The organism is Streptomyces diastatochromogenes (assembly GCF_002242805.1).
GTDB classification, from domain to species: Bacteria; Actinomycetota; Actinomycetes; order Streptomycetales; family Streptomycetaceae; genus Streptomyces; species Streptomyces diastatochromogenes.
Map to the genome: position 1 here is coordinate 698,039 of NZ_MCGQ01000007.1, position 21,201 is coordinate 719,239.

Below are 21,201 nucleotides of genomic sequence, written 5' to 3' on the forward strand. Positions count from 1 at the left end.
GTGATGAGAGGTACTGCGACTTGCCCGTCGTGCTCGACTTGCTCGACTACCGGACGGCTGAGCCGCCGCCGAGTTCGCCCTTCCAGCGCCGGTACAGACCGTGCCCGACGCCCGCCGCGTCCAGCACCCGCCCGGCGACGAAGTCCACCAGATCCTGGATGTGGGTCGCGCCCGCGTAGAAGGCGGGTGAGGCCGGCACCACGCCGGCCCCCGCGTCGTCGAGCGCGACGAGGTGCCGCAGGGTCTGACCGTTCAAGGGGGTCTCCCGTACGGCCACGACCAGCGGCCGGCGCTCCTTCAGTGTGACGCTCGCCGCACGCTGGAGCAGATCCTTGGACAGCCCGAGGGCGACACCGGCGACACAGGCCGTGGAGGCCGGGACGATGAGCATCCCCTTCGCCGGGTACGACCCCGAGGACGGCCCCGCCGCGAGATCCCCCGCGCTCCAGTACCGCACCCCGCTCACGTCCACGTCGAAGGTCCCGGGCTTCCCGTCGGCGCCCCGGGCCAGCCATTCCCGCAGGTCCTCCTGCCAGTGCGCGTCCCGGAACGAGATCCCCGTCTCGTCCAGCAGCGTCAGCCGCGAGGCCCGGCTGACCACCAGGTCGACCGCCTCCCCCGCGTCCAGCAGCGCCCGCAGCACGGCAGCGGCATACGGCGTCCCGGAAGCTCCGGACACCCCCACGATCCAAGGCGCGCGCTGCGTTTCTCCTGCGTTCACACCTTGAGCGTACCGGCGGACGAAAAGGTGCTCAGGCCGGGCCGGGCCACCCACGGCACCGCACCGCGCTCAGACCGTCAGACCCCGAACCAGAAGATCAAGCAGCGCACACACGAACAGGGCAATCCCGATGAACCCGTTGACGCTGAAGAACGCCCTGTTCAGGCGGGAGAGGTCGTGGGGCCGGACGATCCGGTGCTCGTAGACGAACGCGCCCGCGACGATCGCCAGGCCCAGCCAGAAGAAGGCGCCCGCGTGCGTCGTCAGGGCGTACCAGACGAACAACCCCGTCGTCACGGCGTGACAGACCCGCGCGCCCCAGATCGCCGCCGGGATGCCGAAGCGGGCCGGGACCGACATCACGCCGGTCTCGCGGTCGGTCTCGACGTCCTGGCAGGCGTAGATCAGGTCGAAGCCGCCGATCCAGATGCCGACGGCGAGCCCGAGGATCACCGCGTCCCAGGACCACTCACCCGAGATGGCGAGCCAGCCGCCGACCGGGCCCATCGCCTGCGCCAGGCCCAGGATGGCCTGCGGGAAGTTCGTGAACCGTTTGCCGTACGGGTAGACCACCATCGGGATGACCGCGATCGGGGCCAGGGCCAGGCACAGGGGGTTCAGGAGAGCCGCCGCGCCCAGGAAGATCACCAGCGCGATCAGGGCGCCCGTCCAGGCGTGCCGTACCGACATCGCGCCGGTCACGAGTTCGCGGTGGGCCGTCCGGGGGTTACGGGCGTCGATCTCGCGGTCGATGATCCGGTTGACCGCCATGGCGAAGGTGCGCAGGCCGACCATGCAGATGGTGACGAGAAGGAGCCGGCCCCAGTGGATGTTCCTGTCCCACTGGTACATCGCGGTCAGGGCGGCGATGTAGGCGAAGGGGAGCGCGAAGACCGAGTGCTCGATCATCACCAGGCGGAGGAACGCCTTGGTGCGTCCCGGCTGCGGGAGTGCCGCGGAGGCGCTGCTCACAGGCCGTACTCCTTCCAGCGGCGGTCCACCAGGGCCGCCGTATCCGGGTCGGACTCCACCATGTCCGGCCATCCGCCGTCGCGCGTGTAACCCTCCTCGGGCCACTTCTTCGTGGCGTCGATGCCCGCCTTGCCGCCCCAGAACTGCTGGTAGGAGGCGTGGTCGAGGTGGTCGACGGGGCCTTCGACGACCGTGAGGTCGCGGGCGTAGTCCGTGTTGCCGAGGGCCCGCCAGGCGACCTCGTGCAGATCGTGCACGTCACAGTCGGAGTCCACGACCACGATCAGCTTGGTGAGGGACATCATGTGGGCCCCCCAGATCGCGTGCATGACCTTCTGCGCGTGCTTCGGGTACTTCTTGTCGATCGAGACGATCGCACAGTTGTGGAAGCCGCCGGCCTCGGGCAGGTGGTAGTCCACGATGTCCGGGACGATGATCTTCAGGAGGGGCAGGAAGAAGCGTTCCGTGGCGCGGCCGAGCGGGCCGTCCTCGGTGGGCGGCCTGCCGACGACGATCGACTGGAGCAGCGGGCGCTTCCGCATCGTCACGCAGTCGATCTTCAGGGCCGGGAACGGCTCCTGCGGGGTGTAGAAGCCGGTGTGGTCGCCGAAGGGGCCCTCCGGGAGCATCTCGCCGGGCTCCAGCCAGCCCTCCAGCACGACCTCGGCGTTCGCCGGGACCTGGAGCGGCACCGTCTTGCAGTCGACCATCTCGGTCCGCTTGCCCGCGATGAACCCGGCGAAGAGGTACTCGTCGATGTCCCCGGGGAGCGGGGCGGTGGAGGCGTAGGTCACGGCCGGCGGGCAGCCGAAGGCGATGGCGACCGGGAGACGCTCGCCGCGCCGGGCCGCCACCTGGTAGTGGTTCCGGCTGTCCTTGTGGATCTGCCAGTGCATGCCGATGGTGCGCTTGTCGTGCCGCTGCAGGCGGTACAGGCCGAGGTTGCGGATGCCGGTCTCGGGGTCCTTGGTGTGGGTGAGCCCGAGGTTGAAGAAGGAGCCGCCGTCCTTCGGCCAGGTGAACAGGGCCGGCAGCCGGTCGAGGTCCACCTCGTCGCCGTGCAGGACGACTTCCTGTACGGGGGCTTCCTTCACCTTCTTCGGCGGCACGTGCGCCATCGCGCCCAGCTTCCCGAACGCCTCGCGCACGCCCACGAACCCGTGCGGCAGCTCGGGCCGCAGCAGCCCGCCGATCTTCTCGGAGATCTCGCCGTACGACTTCAGGCCCAGCGCCTTCAGCAGCCGCCGGTCCGTCCCGAAGACGTTCATCGCGAGGGGCATCGCCGAGCCCTTCACGTTCTCGAAGAGCAGCGCCGGTCCCCCGGACTTCTGCACCCGGTCGACGATCTCCCCGACCTCCAGATACGGGTCGACCTCGGCCTTGATGCGCTTGAGGTCTCCCTCGCGCTCCAGCGCCCTGAGCAGGGAGCGAAGATCGTCGTAAGCCATGTGTCCCAGTATCTGTCACCCGATACCCTGGCCCGGTCACCGGGGCCTACTCACATCTCGAAGAGGGCGCACGTCGATGCTCAGGTATCTGCCGTTCCTGCTGGTCCTGGCGTTGTGGATCTACGCCTTCGTGGACTGCCTGAACACCCCCGAGGAAGAGGTGCGCCACCTGCCGAAGGTGGTGTGGGTGATCATCATCCTGCTCTTCGGCGAGGTGCTGGTGGGCCCGGTCGCCTGGCTGATCACCGGCAAGGTGCGGCGCGCCCCCGCTGGGGAAGGCTCCACCCCCTCCGAGTGGCACAGGAACACCGCGGCGAACTGGGTCGCCCCCGACGACAACCCCGAGTTCCTGAAGTCCCTCGACAAGGACGACCCCGAGAAGGGCTGATGGAACTCCGGCTGCTCGTCACCTTCGAGAAGGTCGCCACGGTCCTGGGCTTCACCCGGGCGGCGGCCGAACTGTCGTACGCGCAGTCCAGCGTGACCAGCCAGATCCGCACCCTGGAGTCCGACCTGGGCGTCGAGCTGTTCGACCGGCTCGGCGGCCGCATCCGGCTCACCGAGGCGGGCGAGCGGCTGCTGCCCTACGCCCGGCAGATCATCGAGCTGACCGAGGAGGCCCGGGCGGCGGTCACCGGAGCCGAGGAGCCGTCCGGCACCCTCACCGTCGGCACCATGGAGTCCCTGACCTCCTACCGGCTGCCCCCGCTGCTGGAGTACTTCCACCACCGCCACCCGAAGGTGCGGCTCGCCCTGCGCACCACCATCGGCGACGAGACCCGGCAGGCGCTGCGGCAGGGGACGTACGACGTCGGTTTCCTGATGGAGGAGGAGACCGGACACCCGGGCCTGGAGAGCGCGGTGCTGGCGGTGGAGCCGCTGGCGCTGGTCGCGGCGCCCGGGCACCCGCTGGCCGGAGCCGCGGTCGCGACGGCCGATCTGACCGGGCAGTCCCTGCTGGCCACCGAGCCGGGCTGCGCCTACCGGGACCTGTTCGAGCGGGAGCTGACGGCGCTGAAGCCGGTGGAGTTCATGGAGTTCGGCACGATCGAGGCCACCAAGCGCGCGGCGGCGGCCGGCCTCGGGATCGCGCTGCTTCCCGAGGTGACGGTCGCCGCCGAACTCGCGACGGGCTCCCTCGTACGGCTCGCGTGGGAGCCGCCGTTCACGCTTCGCACGCAGCTGGCGTGGCGGTCCGGGAAGCGGCTTCCGGCCCATGCCCGGCTGTTCGTGGAGCAGGCGCGGCGGCTCGTGGTCGAGCAAGGGTGACCTTCAGGCTCGCCGTCACGATCAGCGGGACGCCCAGCGCCTGGACGAGGCCGATGTGGTGGCCGTACACCGCCCAGTCCATGACCATCGCCACGGCCGGGTAGACGAAGGCGAGTACGGCGATCTTCGCGGTGGGCAGCTGGGCGTAGGCGGCGTACATGAGGACGTACATCACGCCGGTGTGGATGAAGCCCAGCCCGATGAGCCAGCCCCAGTCCCAGCCGGTCCCGCGCATCGCGCCGAAGTCGGCGAACGGGAGCAGCAGCGGGATGCCGACCAGGACCTGGACGAGGGCGATCAGATGCGGGCGTACGCCGGTGATCCGCTTGGTGACCAGGGTGGACAGGCCGTAGAGGAGGGCGGCGAGCAGGGCCTGGCCGATGCCGGTGAGGTAGGCGCCGCCGCCGGTGAAGTCGGCGGGGGTCACGCCGGAGACCAGGATCAGGCCCGCGAAGGCGACGGCGATCCAGCCGACCCGGGCGGCGGTGAGCCGTTCCCGGAAGAGGAGGGCGCCGAGGAGGACCACGTAGAAGGGCTGCGTGTGGTAGACCACGGTGGCCACGGAGATGGACGTGTTCTCGTACGACTGGAACAGCAGCACCCAGTTGAAGACGATGAACACCCCGCCCAGGACGGCGAGTCCGAGGGTGCGCGGGGTGAAGCCGTGGTCGCGCAGCCACCCTCGTGCGAGGACGTAGCCGCCGAGGGCGAGGGCGCCGAACAGGACGCGGAAGAAGACGACGTCGAAGGGCGAGGCGCCCGACTCGACGACGAAGACGCCGAGGGTGCCGGACAGCATCATCGCGGTGGTCAGCTGGGCCGTGCCCTTGTGCTCTGGGGTCATGCCGACGACGCTACGAAGGGTCGCCGGTGCCGGTCCACGGGCCGCTGGGGCGTCCTGCCGATGGGGGCATCGGGCGGGCCGATGGGCGCAGGTCGGGCGCCCTCACTGGAAGACCGCCACCGGGTATTGGAGCACCACCTCGCGGGTGCCGGAGCGCCAGCTCGTCACCTTGCCCAGGCAGTGGGCCTGGAACTCGCCCTCGGGCAGCTGCCGGTCCGGGGTGCGCAGCCCCTCGACGCGCAGGACGACCCGCAGGTGTGCGGCCTCCTCGCCGTCTCCGTAGGGGGCCCGCATCACCAGCGTCTCGCCCTGGCTGCCCTGGGCTTCGAACCGGCCGGTGACCATGACGAACTCGCCGATCTCGCTGAGCACCACCTCGCCTGCGGCCGCGTCCGCGAGCAGGGCGCGGTTCGGCGTGACCGTTCCGGAGTCCCGGCGCAGCCGCACCCGGACGAGCGCGTCCTTGCGCTGCAGCACGGACAGCAGCAGGCCGATGACCGATATCGGCTCGCTGTTCTCCACGTACTTGGCGACGACCTCGGTGGTTCTGCCCCCGGTCAGCTGGAACAGCAGGGACACCAGCGGAATCACCGCCAGACAGCCGGTGTTGCGCACGCGCCGCTCCTCCACCTCCCGGCGCAGCGCCGACCGGTAGTTGCCCATCTTGAACAGACCCATGACGGCGTCGTTGTCCAGGTACAGCGGAAGGTAGTTGGGGTCCTCGGGTGCCTTCCTGACCCGTCGGAGGGCCTGCCGTACGACGAGCACGGCCAGCACGAGCAGGCCGGCGAAGGCTGCCAGCCACCATGTCATCGCGCCCCACCAGGCGCTCCACCAGGTGCCGTCAAGAACAGCCACGGATCTCCTTGAACGCGGTGGACAGGGACGAGTCGTGGGCGTCGACCATGCGGCCGCCGGTCACCGAGGCGACCTGGCGCAGTTCCGCCGCGTCGGCGTCCCCGAAGTAGACGGGGTAGGTGTGCACCGCGCGGGCGTCGGCGGGGCGGGCCCGGTAGCGGCTGACGAACGTGGTCCGGCCGATGCCCGCGTTGTTCTCGCCGTCGGTCATCAGCACGATGGACACCGCCCGCCCGGGGTCCTCGCGCACGGCCCGCTCGGCGGTGGCGTAGCCGTGGTCCAGGGCGGACCAGATCGCCGTGGAGCCGTCGTAGCCGCCGTCGGCGACGAAGTCCTCCAGCCGGGTGAGGTCGGCCGCGCCGTGGACGGTGACCGTGCGCTCGTCCAGGGGCCGGCCGCCGAAGCGGACGGCGGTCAGCCGCTCGCCCTGGTAGAAGCGGACGAACTTGGCCGCGGCCGAGGAGTCCGCCCCGCTCAGGCCCGCGAACGCGGCGCGCAGCGCGGTCGTACGGGCGCCGCGCATGGAGTCGGAGAAGTCGAGCAGGAAGATCACCTGGTCGGCGACGCGGCGCCGGGGGTCGCCGTAGTCGTCCAGGAGCCGGTCGAGGACGGCCGGGTCGTCGGGGAAGTACAGCGCGTTGTCCAGGGGCGCCTTGAGCCGCTCGTCGCGGCGGACGGCGGTGTTGACCGGGCGACGCAGCGTGCGCCGCATGATGTCCCGCTGGTGGCCGGGGTCCGTCAGCCACTTCACCACCCGGTCGTAGGCGTCCCGGCGGGCGGGGTCGAGCAGGAGCAGCGGGTAGTCGGACAGGACCATGCCGTCGGCGGGGTGCACGATGACCAGCGGCTGTTTGAGCCGCCCGGAGGCGTTCAGGGTCAGCAGCTCGGACTCGTAGGTGATCAGGGCGTTGGTGCGGCCCGGACGGCCGGCGAAGGCGTCGAGCAGGTCGCGGGAGGTCTCGGCGGTGAGGGTCTGGCCGGAGCGGAAGCCGCGCAGCCGGTCGCAGCTGACGTCCTCGGGGCGCAGCGCGCCGCCGGTGCCGGCCGCGGCGGTGGCGACGCCGACGAGGGCGGCGAGGCCGCTGTTGCTGTGCCGGGGGTCGGCCATGCCGAAGCGGACGGTGCCGGTGGCGGCGGCGTCGGCGATGTCCGCCCAGGACACGCGTCCGCCCGGTGCCTTGGGGCGCAGTCGCCGGGCCACGTCCTGGGTGAGGCCGACCACGACCGGGGAGCGCATGATCGAGGTGCGCTGCACGCCGGTGGCCGGGGCGGCTCCGGCGGGGGCCTGCTTCGCCCGGAGCCGGAGGTAGCGGTCGGAGGAGAGCCAGGCCAGGTCGTAGGAGTGGCGGCCGGTCAGCAGGGTGTCGCCGGCGTCGTTGGTCGGCTTGTAGTCCAGGTCCAGACGGACCCCGGTGTCCTCGCGCAGCTGGTCCAGCAGGGGTCCCATGTCGGCGAGTTCGTCGCTGGCCAGCACGCGCAGGGTGGTGTCGGGACCGCTGCCACCACCGGAGCAGGAGACCAGGGCGGCGAGGAGGGCCAGACAGAGGGCGAGGGTGAGCGGCCGGGCGCTCCCGCGGCGTGAGGTCACGGCGCCTCCCCGCCGGCCGCCGACTGCGCGACCGGGTCGCAGTCCCCGACCACCTCGATCATCCGCTCCAGCAGTTCGAGGCGGGGCAGCACGGCCTTGGTGTCGTCGTCCGCGAGGACCGGTGCCTGGATGTGGCGTTGGTGCAGGAACCGGGTCAGCGCGTCGCTGGTGGAGGCGGCACCGGCGGCGTCCTTGACCCGGAAGCCCAGTTCCATCGCGCGCTTCTGCAGGTCCGGGTCCTTGGTGATCAGTTCGCCGAGCCGGTCGCCCTGCGGGGTGAGCGCGATGAACTGCGGCTCGGTGACGAAGCGTGCCGTCGGGTAGAGCAGGACGCGCTCGCTGTCGGCCCGGCCGCTGTCCGCCTGTGCGGTGATCTGGTGGGCCAGGAACTGGTGCTCGTAGATGACCGCGATCGGGGCGATGCTCTTGCCCTCGGCGGAGACGTAGGTGTCGTTCTGCTCCGAGGACGGCATGCCCTGGTCGTTGAGCAGCAGCCTGATCCGGTCGGCGAAACGCGTCGCCTCGGTCGCGTTCTGCGGAATGTTGTCGTGGTTCCACACGTAGGAGACCAGCCCCAGGTAGGTGCCCGCGGAGTTGGCCTCGCAGATGTCGGAGGTCTGGGCGAGCACCTTGTTGCCGTTGTGGATGCCGTGCCGCTCGATGCCGAGGCCCGTCCAGCGCTGCCCGTCGGCGGTCGCCCGGAGGAACTTCTCCATGTCGAGCGAGTAGTAGAGCGGCTTCGCTCCGGCCGGCACGCCCGGCAGCGGGGTGGCGATCCCGGCCTCTTGCAGCGTCTCGGCGTACTCGCGATAGGTGCCGAGGACGATCGGGCTGACGAACGGGCGGTACGTCGTCGCCGGGTGCCCCTCGGCCGCGCGCTTCTTGGTGATCAGGTCGGCGGCGGGCTGTCCGGAGGGGAAGACGACGTCGTAGTCGTCGTAGTTCTGGGCGGCGATGCCGCGCGAGCCCATGCGGGTGATGTGCACCCGGAAGCCGTGCCGGACGAGCAGTCGCTGGACCTCGGGATCCTCGAAGTAGTCCGCTTTCGAGGCCATCTTGGCCTCGATGGTGACGATGCGCGTGAACGGCAGGGCGACATGCCCCTGGACGAACACCACGAACGCGCAGAGCGCGGTGGCGCCCGCGACGACGCGCGGGACCAGCCGGCGCACACGGGAGCGCCGGCTGGGTAAGACCGTCGGAGCGCCGACTTTCAGGCGGGGCTCACCGGTCTGACGAGGTCTGTCGGTCTCTGTTCTCTGCGTGGCCACCCGGGTCTCCTGAGTGAGCGGGGGCAGGATCGTCTGCGCGCAGGACGGACCACGGTCGAACGCTCAACGAACGTGCGCCAAAAGGAACGTGAAGGTCTGTCAGGGATTTGGGTCGGGGGTATGCAGGACGAGGTCGAGCAGCCCCGGGAAGCGTGCGTCGAACTCCGTCCGGCGCAGCCGGTTGACCCGCTTGGGCCCCTCGTCCCGCTGTTCGACCAGGCCCGCGCCGCGCAGTACCGCGAAGTGGTGGCTGAGGGCCGCCTTGCCGACCGGCACGTCGAAGCTGCCGCAGCTGCGGGACCACTCGGTGGAGCCGGCCAGCTCCCTGACCAGGGTGAGGCGCACGGGGTCGGCGAGGGCGGAGAGCGCGGTGAGGACGGACACCTGATCGGGGTGGGTGTGCTCCGGGGCGGCCCGGTGGCTGCTCGCGGCCATGCCGCCCTCCTCGCTGCCGTGTCCGCTCGACCACTTGCCGAGTGTTCGATGAAAATCATACACTCGCGAGTGTTCGCTTTTTGTTGAACACTCTTCCCGAGCCGGAGGTGCGCCATGCGCGCGGTCGAGTTCCAGCAGTACGGCGGTCCCGAGGTGCTGAGGGCGGTGACGGCCGAGGCGCCCGAGCCCGGCCCCGGCCAGGTGAGCATCGACGTGGCCTACACGGGCGTGAACTTCGCCGACCTGAAGGCCCGCGCGGAGGGCTACCGGGTGCCGGAGCTGCCCTACGTCCCCGGCCTGGAGGTCTCCGGCCGGATCCGCGCACTCGGCGCGGGCGTCACCGGCCTGGCCGTCGGCCAGGAGGTGGCGGCGCTGACGGAGGGCGGGGCGTACGCGGAGGTGGTCGTGGCCGACACGACCACCGTCTTCCCGCTCCCCTCGGGCGTGGACCTGCGCACGGCGGCCACGCTCCCGACGGTCCTGCCGACGGCGTACGCCCTGATCCACCAGGTCGGCCGGCTCCAGCCCGGCGAGACGGTCCTGGTCCAGGGAGCGGCCGGCGGTATCGGCACGGTGGCCGGCCAGCTGGCCCGGGCGGCGGGCGCCGGAGCGGTGTACGGCGTGGTGTCCTCGGCGGCGAAGGCGGCCTTCGCCAAGGAGCACGGCTACGACGAGGTGTTCGTCGGCGCCTTCCAGGACCCGGTGCGGCAGGCCACCGGCGGCCGGGGCGTCGACCTGGTCCTGGACCCGGTCGGCGGCGACACCCTGCGCGCGGGCCTCGCCTCCCTGGCGCCCTTCGGCCGCCTGGTCTCCTTCGGCAACGCCGGCTCCGCCGAGCCGTGGACCGTGGGCCAGCCCGAGCTGTACCCGCTCGGCATCTCGGTCTCCGGCTTCTCCATCCTGACCCTCGCGAGGACGGCCCCGGCCGAGCTGCGCCGCCTGTCCGAACAGGCCTTCGCCAAGGCGGTCGACGGCACGGTGGCCCTGCCGGTCACGGCCGAGTTCCCCCTGGCGGACGCGGCGGAGGCACACCGGCTGATGGGCGCCCGGACGAGCACGGGGAAGCTGCTGCTCCGCGTGACCGCCTAGGCGCCCCGTCTCACGTCCTCGCCCAGCTCTGGGAGGCGGCGCCGGACTGGCAGGTCGCCTCGGCCGTCCCGCCGCCGTAGGCGAGGTCGAGGCAGCCGCCGTCGTAGACGGTGCTCAGGGAGTTGCCCGAGCCCGTCTTCCACAGGCGGACGTTGCTGCTCTGGGCGCAGTCGCCGACGAAGACGGCCTGGCCTTTGCCGTTGGCGCTCAGGCACGCGCCGGACGACACGTTGACGACCTTGACGGAGCCGCCCGAGGCGCTGCGGAACGTCCACACGGCGGACGAGGCCGAGCAGTCACCGAGACCCGTGGAGCCGTAGACCTGGATCAGGCACTTGTCGTTCTCGCCGTTCTTGAGCCGGAAGTTTCCCGTGCCGGGGCTGGTCGTGGCGGTCCCTCCGGAAGAGGAGCCACCGGAGCTGCTGGAACCGCCCGATGAACCGCCCGAGGAGCCCCCGGAGGAGCCGCCGGAGCTGCTGGAACCGCCGGACGAGCCGCCCGAGCCGGAGCCCGAGCCACCGCCGCTGGTGCTGGTTCCGCCACCCGTCGAACCCGAGCCACCGGAGTCGCCCGAGCCACCGGCGCCGTCCTTGCCGCCTCCCGAACCTCCCTTGCCCGGCTTCTTCTTCCCCGCGGGAGAGGCCGAGCCCTTCCCGCCCGGTTTCCCGCTGCCGGACGGGCTCGCGGAGGACTGACCGGGCGCCGGATCGGCCGACGCGGAGACGGAGGCCCCGGGGGTGCCCGCGGTGTCCTCCCGGCCGGAGTCGGTGGCGTACGGCAGGAGCTGTAAGGCCAGGGTCGCCGTACCGACGACGACCACGGCCGGTACGACCGCCAACAGGATGCGCGTACGACGCCGTTCGCGGGGCCGCTCCGCCTCCCGCTGCTTCCCGGAGGGCCGTACGACCACCTCGGGCTCGGCCCCGGCCTCCGGCTCGGGCTCCGGTTCGGGCTCCACCGCCGTCACCTCCGGCACCTGCGCCGCGAACGCCGCCCGCGCGGCCAGCCGTTCGGTGACGGACTCGGGCCACAGCGGGGGCTCGGACGGGCCCCGGCCGGCGGCCAGTTCGAGGAGTTCGGCGGCGCTGGGCCGGCCCTCGGGATCCTTGTCCAGGCAGGACGCGACGACGGCGGCCAGCTCCGCGTCCGCCTCGCGCAGCTCCTCCAGGTCGGGCTGCTCGTGCACGATCCGGTACAGCACGCCGTGCCCGGACTCGTCCCCGAACGGCGGCCGCCCGCTGCCCGCGAACGCGATCACCGAACCCAGCGCGAACACGTCCACCGCGCCGGTCAACCGCCGTGCCCCCGAGGCCTGTTCGGGAGACATGTAGGCGGGGGTGCCCACCACCATGCCGGTCCGGGTCAGCTGGCTCTGCTCGGCGGCCCGGGCGACCCCGAAGTCGATGAGGGTGACCCCCTCAAGGGTGAGCATGACGTTGGACGGCTTGACGTCCCGGTGCACCATGTCCAGCTCGTGCACCGCCGCCAGCCCCGCCGCGGCCTCCCGCAGCAGCAGCCACAGCGCCTCGGGCGGCAGCGGCCCGCCGTGCACCTCAAGAGCCTCGCGCAGGGTCAGTCCCGGCACGTACGCGGTGGCGAACCACGGCGGCCTGGCATCCCGGTCGCCCGCCAGCAGCGGCGCGGTGGCCTCGGCGGGCAGCCGGGCGAGGTTGTCCAGCTCGTGCCCGAAGCGCCGTACGAAGTCCTGGTCCTCGCCCACCACGGAGGGCAGCACCTGCTTGACGGCCGCGTACCGGCCCTCGTGCACACCCAGGTAGACCCGCCCCATGCCGCCGGCCCCGAGCCGCCCGACCAGCGGGATCGGCCCGATCCGCCGGGGATCGCCGTCCTCCAGCGACTCGACGCCGTTCTGTTCCCCGTTCAAGTCTCTCCCCCTGTGGGTCACTTGGCTTTCTGCAACCTACTTCAGCGACAGCACCGGCGGCTCCGGGGGGCGTGCGCACGGAAAAAAGGGCCGGGCCGGGCCGCACCCGTCTCGAACGGATGCGGACCGGCCCGGCCAACTCGACCCAACGAGCTGCGGATCAGCTCCAGCGCTGGCGCGGGGCGCCCGCGTCGGGAGCGGTGACGACGGCCCCGCTGGGCGACAGCCCGAGGGTGCGCCCGGTCGCCTTGTTCTGCAGGTTCCAGCCCGAGGAGTCGTTGCTCTCGTACCACCTCTGGTAGTCGCCGCCGTTGCACGCACCCAGGTAGACGGCGCCGTTGCTGTTGCTGTCGAGGCACTTCCCGGTGAGGTGGTGCTTCATGGTGAAGGAGCCGTCGGACTGCTTGTTCTCGTCCCACTTCATGCTCGCCCCGGTGGCGGAGGTCGTACGGACCTTGCTGTTGAAGTAGGCCAGGTACTCGCCGTTGCTCTTGCTCTTCCAGGTGACGGCGTGGTCGGCGGCGAATGCCTGCCCCGTACCCGCAAGGGCCAACACCGGGGCGAGACATGCCGCGGCGACGAACTTGGCCACCAAACGCTTCTTCATGGAGTTCCCCGTTCACAGGTCGAATGTCGTGTCCGGCGACAACGGCTGCCTCACCTGCGGGCGTACGACCGGTGAGCGGCGCGTGCGCTGCGTTCACCCGAGGGTGAAGAGTGACAGCGGCCTTGACATGCCGAATCGATCATTGAGGTCGGCGTCACGCTACCCCGCCGCGATCACCCCCAGCAATGCGTTAACGCAGCCGCGACGACGCCAGGATCGACAGCAGATGGGCCGGGACCATCAGCCAGGTGATCGCGGCCAGCGCGACCAGCGCCCAGCGGGTCACCTCCACCCCGCCCGTGAGTGTGTCCCCGACCGCCGCCGCCAGCAGGACCAGGGACGCCTCGATGCCGTTCGTCACCCGGTGGATCTTGAAGGCCGCCGCCAGCCGTCGCACGGTGGCCACGCCCTGCGACCGCGGCCGGGTCGACTCGTCGTCGGCCACCGCGAGTCCGCGCCGGGCCCGGGCCACGTCCACCAGGTCGGTCGAGGCCTTGAGCAGGACCACCCCGAGCGCGGTGGCGATGCCCAGCGAGAGCCAGCCGCCGAGGCCGTTCTCCGCCGCCCGGAACCCGATCCCCGCCATCAGCGCCGCGTCCGCGAGGTACGCCCCGAGCCGGTCCACGTAGATGCCGGTCGCGCTGTTCTGCCCCTTCCAGCGGGCGACCTCGCCGTCCACGCAGTCGAAGAGGAGGAACAGCTGCATGAGGACGACGGCCAGGACGGCACCGGTCAGGCCGGGGATCAGCAGGGCCGCGCCGGAGGCGATCCCGCACACCACCATGGTCCAGGTCAGCTGGTCCGGGGTGACCGGAGTGCGCACCAGCTGCCGGGTGAACCGCAGCGAGAGCCTGCGCATGTACAGCCGGCCCGCCCAGTGCTCCCCGTTGCGGCTCGCCAGCTTGGCGTACGGCTGGCAGACCTCCCGCAGCTCCTCCAGAACCGGGGCAGCGACCATGGGCGTTTCCCTCCCGCGCGATGTGATCGGGCAAGGGTACAGAGGGGGTTCGGGCCACCCGAACGCGGGCGCCGCGCGTTGCCCGGGTGCCGTCACCGGGCAACAGTGAAGGCATGGATCAGCAACAGGCCCGCGCCTGGCTCGCCACCGCCGTCGCCGAGGCCCGCGCCGGACTCGCCGAGGGCGGCATCCCGATCGGCGCGGCCCTCTACGGCCCCGACGGCACCCTGCTGGGCCGCGGCCACAACCTCCGCGTCCAGAACGACGACCCCTCCATGCACGCGGAGACGGCGGCGTTCCAGGCGGCGGGACGGCAGCGCACGTACCGCGGCACGACCATGGTGACCACCCTCTCCCCCTGCTGGTACTGCAGCGGCCTGGTCCGCCAGTTCGGAATCCCCCGCGTGGTGATCGGCGAGGCGGCCACCTTCCACGGCGGCCACGACTGGCTCGCCGAGCACGGCGTGGAGATCGTGCTGCTGGACGCCCCCGAGTGCGTCGAGATGATGCGCGCCTTCGTCAAGGACAACCCGGCTCTGTGGAACGAGGACATCGGTGAGTGAGCCCCGTTTTTCGATCCCGACCATCGACCTCCGGTCCTGGCTGGACGGCGGCCCCGAGGCCCGGGCGGCCCTCGCCCGTACCGTCGACCGGGCCCTGCGGACCGCCGGCTTCCTGCTGGTCACCGGGCACGGCGTGGAGCCGGAGCTGCGCGCCCGGATCCGCGCGGCCGCCCGGGACTTCTTCCTGCTGCCGGACGAGGTCAAGCGGCGGTACGAGGCCAAGGTCGGCGGGCGCGGCTGGCTGGGGCCCGGCGCCGAGGCCAACGCGTACGCGGAGGGCACCGAGACCCCGCCCGACCTGAAGGAGTCGCTGACCTTCGCCACGCACGAGCCGTTCGAGGACCCGGTCGTCAACGCCGAGTGGTACGCGCCGAACGTGTGGCCGGCGGAGATCCCCGGGCTCCGGTCGCTGTGCGAGGAGTACCTCGCCGAGATGGCCGCGCTGGAGAAGGAACTGCTGTCGCTGCTGGGGTACGCCCTCGGGCTCGAACCCGACTTCTTCTCCCGGCACATGGACCATCCGACGTACGGCTTCAACATCAACTGGTATCCGGGGACCGAGGTCGTCGGCGAGCCGGAGCCCGGGCAGTTCCGGATCGGGCCGCACACCGACTTCGGGACGGTCACCATCCTGGACCGGCAGGCGGGGAAGGGCGGTCTGCAGGTGTACACGGATGAGGGAGGGTGGGAGGACGCGCCCTACGACCCGGCGGCCTTCACCATCAACATCGGTGATCTGATGGCCCGTTGGACCGGTGACCGGTGGCGGTCGGGGCGGCACCGGGTGCTGCCGCCGCCCTCCGACGCGCCCGCCGAGGAGCTGATGTCCCTCGTGTACTTCGGCGAGTGCACGCCGGGCACGCTGGTCGAGTCCGTGCCGGCGCCGGTGGGCCGGGTGGCGTACCCGCCCGTCGACTCGCATGTGTACCTGCGGGAGAAGCTGGACTCGATCACCGTCGGCTGAACCCCCGTCCGATCATCATCGGCTGACCCCGCACGATCACCGTCGGTTATTCACTTCCACGTTCGCCCCGCCACCCGTTCCACTGAAATGCCCCCGGTGGGCATGTCCCGGCCGCGTCCGACGGCATTCCCTTGAAGGGGGCCCACATTCACGGGCCCCCTTCTGCGATCGGAGACGCGTGCGAATCACTGACATCCAGCGCTGCGAGGTCCGGCCGGGGCGGCTCGTCGAGTGGACGCTGAGTCCGGCCACCGTCGAGACGGCGAAGGGGCTCCCGGACGACTCCCGGCCGCCGGCCTACATCCAGGAGTCGCACATCAGGACGGCCAGGTCGGTGCGGGACGGCGGGCTGTTCGTGCCGACCTGGCTCGGTACCGCCTTCGACCTGCCGGGCCGGGTCGATCTCGACGTGCTCCAGGAGGCGCTGCGGGCCTGGACGCTGCGGCACGAGACGCTGCGCAGCGGCTTCCGCTGGGCGGGCGACCGGCTGCGCCGGTTCACCCTCGACGCCGGTGACGTGTCCCTGCGGCGCGAGACGGTCGGCGACTTCGCCGACGCGGACGCCCTGGTCGCGCATCTCCAGGACCGCTTCGACGCCGTAGCGGACGCCCTGCGCTGGCCGAACCTCATCTACACGGCGGTCGTGCGGGACGACTCGACCAGCGTGTACATGGCCTTCGACCACAGCAACGTGGACGGCTATTCCGTGCACGGCATCCCCGCGGAGATCCACGAGCTGTACGCGGCGGGCGTCGAGGGGCGTGGACCCGTGGTGCGGACGCCGGCCGCGAGTTACGTCGATTTCTGCGAGATCGAGCGGGCGGATGCCGACCGGATCGACGGCAGCCATGACGTCGTGGCGCGCTGGCGGGAGTTCATCGGGCGGTGCGACGGTACGCTGCCGAGCTTCCCCGTCGACGTCGGTCTGGAACCCGGCGGTCCGCTGCCGCCGCAGAAGATGCTCTGCGAGCCGCTCGTGGACGCGGACACGGCCGCCGCGTTCGAGGCGTACTGCCGGCCCCACGGCGGCAGCCTGGTCGGTCTGCTGGCGGCCACCGGCCTGATCGTCCACGAACTCGGCGGGCAGTCCGTGTACCGGACGGTGGTGCCGTTCCACACCCGGGTGAAGTCCCGCTGGTCCGACTCGGTGGGCTGGTTCGTGGGCGGCGCCCCGATCGAGGTGCCCGTGGCCGGCACGCCCGACCTGCCGAGCACCCTCAGGGCCGTGCGCGCCGAGCTGCAGGCCAACCGGTCCCTCGCGCGCATGCCGCTCGCCCGGGTGCTGAAGCTGCTCGGCACGGACTTCCGGCCGACCTCCCCGGACCTGTACTCGATCGTCTCGTTCCTGGACGCCCGCGGCATCCCGGGCGCCGGGCAGTGGGCCGAGCACAAGGCGTACGGGCTGATGCGGGTGTCGTACGGCGACCAGGTGTGCGTGTGGGTCTCCCGGCTGCACGACGGCCTGTGGCTGGCGAGCCGCTACCCGGACACCGACGTGGCGGCCAAGAACGTGCGGCTGTACGTCGAACGGCTGAGGGATCTGCTCGCGGCGACGGCGTCGTAGCCCGGTCAATTTCGTAACCCAACGGACATCACTGACCCTGGTCAGTGACAACTCCCCCTTTCTACACTGCTGTTGAGGGGGGATGTGGTGCACAGACGGTTGCACGGGCGAGGAGCGCTGTTCGACGTCGATCCGGCCGGTCTCGCGCCCCGGCTCGTGGGCCTGCGCCCCCACCAGCACCGTGGTCATCCGTTCGAGCACCCGGGCGAGCTGCCCTTCGTGGTGCTCACGGGCGCCCGCGGTCTGGGCAAGAGCGCGGTGCTGGCCGAGTTACGGGACGCCTACAAGGGGCACACGCCGGTCGCGTTGATCGACTGTGCGGAGCCGCAGTTCGCGGGGCCGCCCGCGGAGCGGCCCGCCGAGTCGTGGTCGCCGGTGGCGCAGGCGCTGCTGGTGATCGCCGAGCAGTTGGCGGCGCCGGTGACGGGCGCCGGGCGGATCACCTTTCCGCGGCTGATGTCGGGCCTGGTGGCGGTGGCCGCGAGCGGCTGGGGCGACGCCGACTCGGAGCGGATCCGCCGGGAGGTCGAGCGGATCCTGCTGCTGAACGAGAGCGGCTCGTGGGTCAGCGGTCTGGCCGGGCGCTGGGCCGGGAAGGTGGCGGCCAAGGTGGTCGCCGCGGCCACCGGCACCGGGCCGCTGGTGTCCGGCGCGATCGAGGCGACCCTGGAGTCCGTCGCCGAGGGCTTCACCAGCCGGCGGCACCAGAAGGCGTCGGTGTGGTACCGGACGTACCCGAACGCGGGCGGGCACGCCCAGCGCGGGCTCATGCTGCTGGCGGAGCACTTCCGGGCGGGCGGCACCTCCCGGGAGCACGCCGAGCGGTATCTGGTGCGGGCGCTGCTGGCCGACCTGACGGAGGCGTACGCGGGGGTGCTGCCGCGCATGCAGCGGCTCGGAAGGCCCCTGGTGCTGATCGACGACGCGCAGACCGCGCCGGGGCCCGGGCTGGTGGAGGCCGTGCTGAGCGACCGTGCCCAGGGCATCACGGACCAGGTGGTGTTCGTCGCGGCCCGGCGCGGCGAGGGCCGCGGGGAGCTGCGCAGCGCGGTCCGGCGGGAGCTGCCGGAGGTGGCCCGGCGCAGCGGCTGGACCCCGGACGCGGCCCCCTCCTCGCGGGCGCTGCTGGTCGCGCTCGCCCCGCTGAGCCCGGACGACACCCTGCACATCGTCGGCGCCGTCTGCGACGACGTCCCGGTCCCGCCCCAACTCCCGCACGCGACGCACCGGTTGACCGGCGGCAACCCGCTGGGCATCGCGCTGCTCGCCGAGTCCGCCGCGCAGAACCGGGCCGGCTCGCTCGGCGAACTGCTCACCGCCGACGTACGGCTGGACGAGGACCACGACGCCTCCCCCGCCTACCAGGCGCTGCTGGACCGGCTGGTGCCCGCCGAGCACCTGGACGAGCTGACCGTGCTGGCCGCAGCGCACGACCACGACTCGGCCTGCGCGCTGGCCGCGGCCCTGCTGCCGGACACCTTCGGCCCGGCGGACGTACGGGCGCTGCGGACCCGGCTGGCCGAGGAGGGGCTGCCCACCGTGCCGGGCCAGTTCGTCGGCGACCCCTTCGTGCGCACCCTGCTGCTGCTGAGGCTGCATCTGCGGGACCCCGACCACGCGTCGTGGCGTACGGCGCACGAGACGCTGATCGCGCACTACCCGGAGCCCGGGCAGGCCCGTTACCGGCTCCATCACGAACTCGCCCTGGGCAACACGGAGTCGGCGGTCGCCGAGCTGCGCGACACCTTCCACACCGCGGACATCCGGACCTGGCTGCGCACCCTGCGCTTCGTGGCGTCCGCGCCCTACTTCCACGCGCACGACGCCGACGGCCGCGACTTCACCGGCCACGGCGACCGGCGGGCCGCGGTCGCGCTCGGCCGCACGGACGCCGGGCAGGAGCCGCCCGAGGGCGCGGACGCCGTACTGCACCTGCGGGTACGGCGGTTGCTGCACGCGGTGTGGCAGCTGGGTGATCCGCTGGTGCTGCCCGACCCGAAGGTGTGCGACCGGCTCCGGTTCGAGCTGGAGCAGCTGTCCAACCTGCGGCCGGCGGGCAACGCGCTGCTCTGGCGGGCCTCCCGGGACTGGCCCGCGGCGGCGCTCGCCGGGCGCCCGATGGCCGATCCAGGCGACCCCGAGGACACGGACGACGGCCCGGACGACCGGAGCGGGGAGGCGTGATGGCGCGCAGAGGCGTGGGCACGTGGGTGCGCGAGAGCGTGTGGGAGATCCCGCTGCGCCGCTACCTGGCGCTGCTGGTGACGGCGGCCCTGGTGACGGGGCTGGTGTTCGGGGTCCGGACGCTGATGCACGAGGACCGCTCCTGTGCGCCCGGGGTGTCCCGGCCTGCGGACAGCGACGAGTGCGTGGGCGTGGCGACGGGCTCGTACGACTTCGAGCACGCGCAACTGAGGGACGTCGTACGGGCGATCGCGCGGGAGAACGACCGTCTCAAGCCCGGCAGTTACGTCACGGTCGCGCTGATGCTGCCGTACAGCTCCACCGCCGCGACCAACCTGAACGACATCCAGCACCAGCTGCAGGGCGCCTACCTGGCGCAGTACCAGGCCAACCACGACGCCAACGGGGAGGCGCCCGCGATCCGGCTGGTGCTGGCCAACCCGGGCGCGACCGGGGACCACTGGGAGCAGACGGTGGACCAGCTGGCGCGGATGACGACGAGCGCGGACCGGCTGCGGGCCGTGGCGGGGATCGGGCAGAGCACCGACAACAACAAGAAGGCCGTCCAGGCGCTGACCCGGCGCGGGATCCCGGTGGTCGGCTCCTCGATCACCGCCGACGACCTGGCCAACGGGCAGGGCGGCAAGGACCCCTACCCCGGCCTCGCCCGGGTGTCGCCGACCAACACCGACGAGGCCCGCGCGCTGGCGTCCTTCGCCAAGGTGAGCGCGGGCAAGGCGCTGCTGGTGTACGACAAGCCGGGCGACCCCTACACCCGGACGCTGCAGGAGTCGTTCGCGGCGCTGATCAAGGGCTCGCCGTACGAGCCGCAGCCGTTCACGCCGCCCGCCGACCGCAGCAAGGAGGGCACGACCGCGAACACCTTCCGGCAGATCACACACCTGGTGTGCGACACCTCCCGGGAGACCGACACGATCCTGTTCGCGGGACGGCACACGCAGTTGCGGCAGTTCATCAACGCGCTGGGCGGACGCGGCTGCCAGGACCGGAAGTTCACGGTGCTGACCGGTGACGAGGCGTCGTACCTGACCCACGAGCGCGACCTGGACCGCGACGCCCTGCGCCACCACCTCTCCGTCCGCTACACCTCCCTCGCCCACCCGGACGCCTGGGCGAAGGACCCGGCGAAGACCGGTGGCTCGGCGGCGGACTTCGGGGTGCTGCAGCGGCTGCTGACGGCCGCCGAACGGAAGCCGTCCGGGCCGATCGGTTCGGTCGCGCTGGACGACGGTCAGCTGATCATCGGCTACGACGCCCTGCAGCTGGCGGTGCACGGCATCCGCGAGGCGGTGCCTGACGGGCGGAACGTCCCGTCGCTCGCGGACGTCGGTCTGCAGTGGCCGCAGGTCAAGGGCTCGCTCCGGGTGAGCGGGGCGAGCGGCTGGATCTGCCTGGACGTGCACGGCAACCCGTACGACAAGGCCGTGCCGATCGTGGAGCTGACCCCCGAGGGCGGCTCACGGTTCGTGAAGATCGCCTGGCCGGAGGAGAAGCCGCCGGCGAAGGAGTGCCTGCCGCCGTCCTGAGCGCCGGGCCGTCCTAGGCACGCCGGAGAAACTCGACCAGTCGTTCGAATCTGGTGCGCCAGTCGGCCTCCGACTCGCCCTCGCCCCGGAACTCGTGGGTGAAGCGCAGCACGCTCGCGGTGTCCCCGTCCCGCTCCAGATGGAACCGGATGCGGCCGCCGCCCTCCACGGTGTACTCCGCGACCCGGTCCACGTCCCACGCGGTGACCCGGCCGGTGCCCAGGTCACGCAGGGTGACCAGACCGTGGAGCCGGGGTTCGAGCACGTCGGCGGCGGTGCACCACCCCGAAAGCCCCTCCCGGGTGGCCACCGCCGGCCAGACCTCCTCCATGGACCTCGGGAGCCGCACCAGGAAGTGGAGTATGTGCGTGTTCCCGTGGGTCTGACTGGTGCCCTGTGCGATGGAACCGCTCATGGCACCAGTGTGGGCGACC

The 21,201-nt window shown here is 71.9% G+C and carries 20 protein-coding genes; 8 read left to right on the top strand and 12 right to left on the bottom strand.

Annotation, left to right across the window (positions count from 1 at the left end):
• Positions 1–46: 46 nt before the first annotated feature.
• The 3 genes from BEK98_RS07795 to BEK98_RS07805 form a co-directional block, all read right to left on the bottom strand.
• Positions 47–721, bottom strand: a complete 675-nt coding sequence (locus BEK98_RS07795; protein ID WP_094215622.1) for a UbiX family flavin prenyltransferase — start codon at positions 719–721, stop codon at positions 47–49.
• Between the two features lie 69 nt (positions 722–790).
• Positions 791–1,693 (bottom strand): menaquinone biosynthesis prenyltransferase MqnP, encoded by a 903-nt coding sequence (gene mqnP / locus BEK98_RS07800; RefSeq protein ID WP_094215623.1) that lies wholly within the window; start codon positions 1,691–1,693, stop codon positions 791–793.
• A complete protein-coding gene (locus BEK98_RS07805) occupies positions 1,690–3,141 on the bottom strand; it encodes a menaquinone biosynthesis decarboxylase (RefSeq protein ID WP_094215624.1) in 1,452 nt (483 codons plus the stop codon). Before BEK98_RS07805 ends, mqnP begins: the two co-directional genes overlap by 4 nt.
• Before the next feature lie 76 nt (positions 3,142–3,217).
• Here BEK98_RS07805 and BEK98_RS07810 point away from each other — a divergent pair, with 76 nt between their 5' ends.
• Both BEK98_RS07810 and BEK98_RS07815 read left to right on the top strand, forming a co-directional pair.
• Positions 3,218–3,529, top strand: a complete 312-nt coding sequence (locus BEK98_RS07810; RefSeq protein ID WP_094215625.1) for a PLD nuclease N-terminal domain-containing protein — start codon at positions 3,218–3,220, stop codon at positions 3,527–3,529.
• Positions 3,529–4,410 (top strand): LysR family transcriptional regulator, encoded by an 882-nt coding sequence (locus BEK98_RS07815; protein ID WP_094215626.1) that lies wholly within the window; start codon positions 3,529–3,531, stop codon positions 4,408–4,410. Before BEK98_RS07810 ends, BEK98_RS07815 begins: the two co-directional genes overlap by 1 nt.
• Here the strand turns inward: BEK98_RS07815 and BEK98_RS07820 are convergent.
• From BEK98_RS07820 to BEK98_RS07840, 5 genes are all read right to left on the bottom strand, one after another.
• The gene (locus tag BEK98_RS07820; RefSeq protein WP_094215627.1) at positions 4,307–5,254 is read right to left on the bottom strand and encodes a DMT family transporter; all 948 of its coding nucleotides are present in this window, start codon (positions 5,252–5,254) and stop codon (positions 4,307–4,309) included. The genes BEK98_RS07815 and BEK98_RS07820 overlap by 104 nt on opposite strands.
• Before the next feature lie 102 nt (positions 5,255–5,356).
• Positions 5,357–6,112 (bottom strand): hypothetical protein, encoded by a 756-nt coding sequence (locus BEK98_RS07825; protein ID WP_143684083.1) that lies wholly within the window; start codon positions 6,110–6,112, stop codon positions 5,357–5,359.
• Positions 6,099–7,700: a vWA domain-containing protein gene (locus BEK98_RS07830; protein WP_094215629.1), complete on the bottom strand. Its 1,602-nt coding sequence runs from the start codon at positions 7,698–7,700 to the stop codon at positions 6,099–6,101. The genes BEK98_RS07825 and BEK98_RS07830 overlap by 14 nt, the downstream gene beginning before the upstream one ends.
• Positions 7,697–8,872 (bottom strand): hypothetical protein, encoded by a 1,176-nt coding sequence (locus tag BEK98_RS07835; RefSeq protein WP_244201771.1) that lies wholly within the window; start codon positions 8,870–8,872, stop codon positions 7,697–7,699. The genes BEK98_RS07830 and BEK98_RS07835 overlap by 4 nt, the downstream gene beginning before the upstream one ends.
• A 198-nt stretch (positions 8,873–9,070) precedes the next feature.
• Positions 9,071–9,406, bottom strand: coding sequence for an ArsR/SmtB family transcription factor (locus BEK98_RS07840; protein WP_094215630.1), 336 nt, complete (start codon positions 9,404–9,406; stop codon positions 9,071–9,073).
• A gap of 114 nt (positions 9,407–9,520) precedes the next feature.
• Here BEK98_RS07840 and BEK98_RS07845 point away from each other — a divergent pair, with 114 nt between their 5' ends.
• Positions 9,521–10,495 carry a quinone oxidoreductase family protein gene (locus tag BEK98_RS07845; RefSeq protein WP_094215631.1) on the top strand — a complete coding sequence of 325 codons (975 nt, stop codon included), beginning with the start codon at positions 9,521–9,523 and terminating at the stop codon, positions 10,493–10,495.
• A gap of 10 nt (positions 10,496–10,505) precedes the next feature.
• Here the strand turns inward: BEK98_RS07845 and BEK98_RS07850 are convergent, their stop codons facing one another.
• From BEK98_RS07850 to BEK98_RS07860, 3 genes are all read right to left on the bottom strand, one after another.
• Positions 10,506–12,380: a serine/threonine-protein kinase gene (locus tag BEK98_RS07850; RefSeq protein ID WP_107428260.1), complete on the bottom strand. Its 1,875-nt coding sequence runs from the start codon at positions 12,378–12,380 to the stop codon at positions 10,506–10,508.
• 160 nt (positions 12,381–12,540) lie between these two features.
• On the bottom strand, positions 12,541–12,987 hold the full coding sequence (locus BEK98_RS07855; protein WP_094215632.1) for an RICIN domain-containing protein: 447 nt from the start codon (positions 12,985–12,987) through the stop codon (positions 12,541–12,543).
• A gap of 190 nt (positions 12,988–13,177) precedes the next feature.
• Positions 13,178–13,945, bottom strand: a complete 768-nt coding sequence (locus BEK98_RS07860; RefSeq protein ID WP_094215633.1) for a CDP-alcohol phosphatidyltransferase family protein — start codon at positions 13,943–13,945, stop codon at positions 13,178–13,180.
• A gap of 113 nt (positions 13,946–14,058) precedes the next feature.
• Here BEK98_RS07860 and BEK98_RS07865 point away from each other — a divergent pair, with 113 nt between their 5' ends.
• The 5 genes from BEK98_RS07865 (at position 14,059) to BEK98_RS07885 (ending at position 20,767) form a co-directional block, all read left to right on the top strand.
• Positions 14,059–14,508: a nucleoside deaminase gene (locus BEK98_RS07865; protein WP_094215634.1), complete on the top strand. Its 450-nt coding sequence runs from the start codon at positions 14,059–14,061 to the stop codon at positions 14,506–14,508.
• Entirely contained in the window at positions 14,501–15,472 is a 972-nt protein-coding gene (locus tag BEK98_RS07870; protein ID WP_094215635.1) for an isopenicillin N synthase family dioxygenase, read from the top strand. The genes BEK98_RS07865 and BEK98_RS07870 overlap by 8 nt, the downstream gene beginning before the upstream one ends.
• 178 nt (positions 15,473–15,650) lie before the next feature.
• Positions 15,651–17,036 (top strand): condensation domain-containing protein, encoded by a 1,386-nt coding sequence (locus tag BEK98_RS07875; RefSeq protein ID WP_094215636.1) that lies wholly within the window; start codon positions 15,651–15,653, stop codon positions 17,034–17,036.
• An 87-nt stretch (positions 17,037–17,123) separates the two neighbouring features.
• Positions 17,124–19,220, top strand: coding sequence for a hypothetical protein (locus BEK98_RS07880; RefSeq protein WP_094215758.1), 2,097 nt, complete (start codon positions 17,124–17,126; stop codon positions 19,218–19,220).
• Positions 19,220–20,767 carry a type 1 periplasmic-binding domain-containing protein gene (locus BEK98_RS07885; protein WP_094215637.1) on the top strand — a complete coding sequence of 516 codons (1,548 nt, stop codon included), beginning with the start codon at positions 19,220–19,222 and terminating at the stop codon, positions 20,765–20,767. The genes BEK98_RS07880 and BEK98_RS07885 overlap by 1 nt, the downstream gene beginning before the upstream one ends.
• Before the next feature lie 13 nt (positions 20,768–20,780).
• Here the strand turns inward: BEK98_RS07885 and BEK98_RS07890 are convergent, their stop codons facing one another.
• Positions 20,781–21,182, bottom strand: a complete 402-nt coding sequence (locus BEK98_RS07890) for an SRPBCC family protein (RefSeq protein WP_094215638.1) — start codon at positions 21,180–21,182, stop codon at positions 20,781–20,783.
• Between the last annotated feature and the right edge of the window lie 19 nt (positions 21,183–21,201).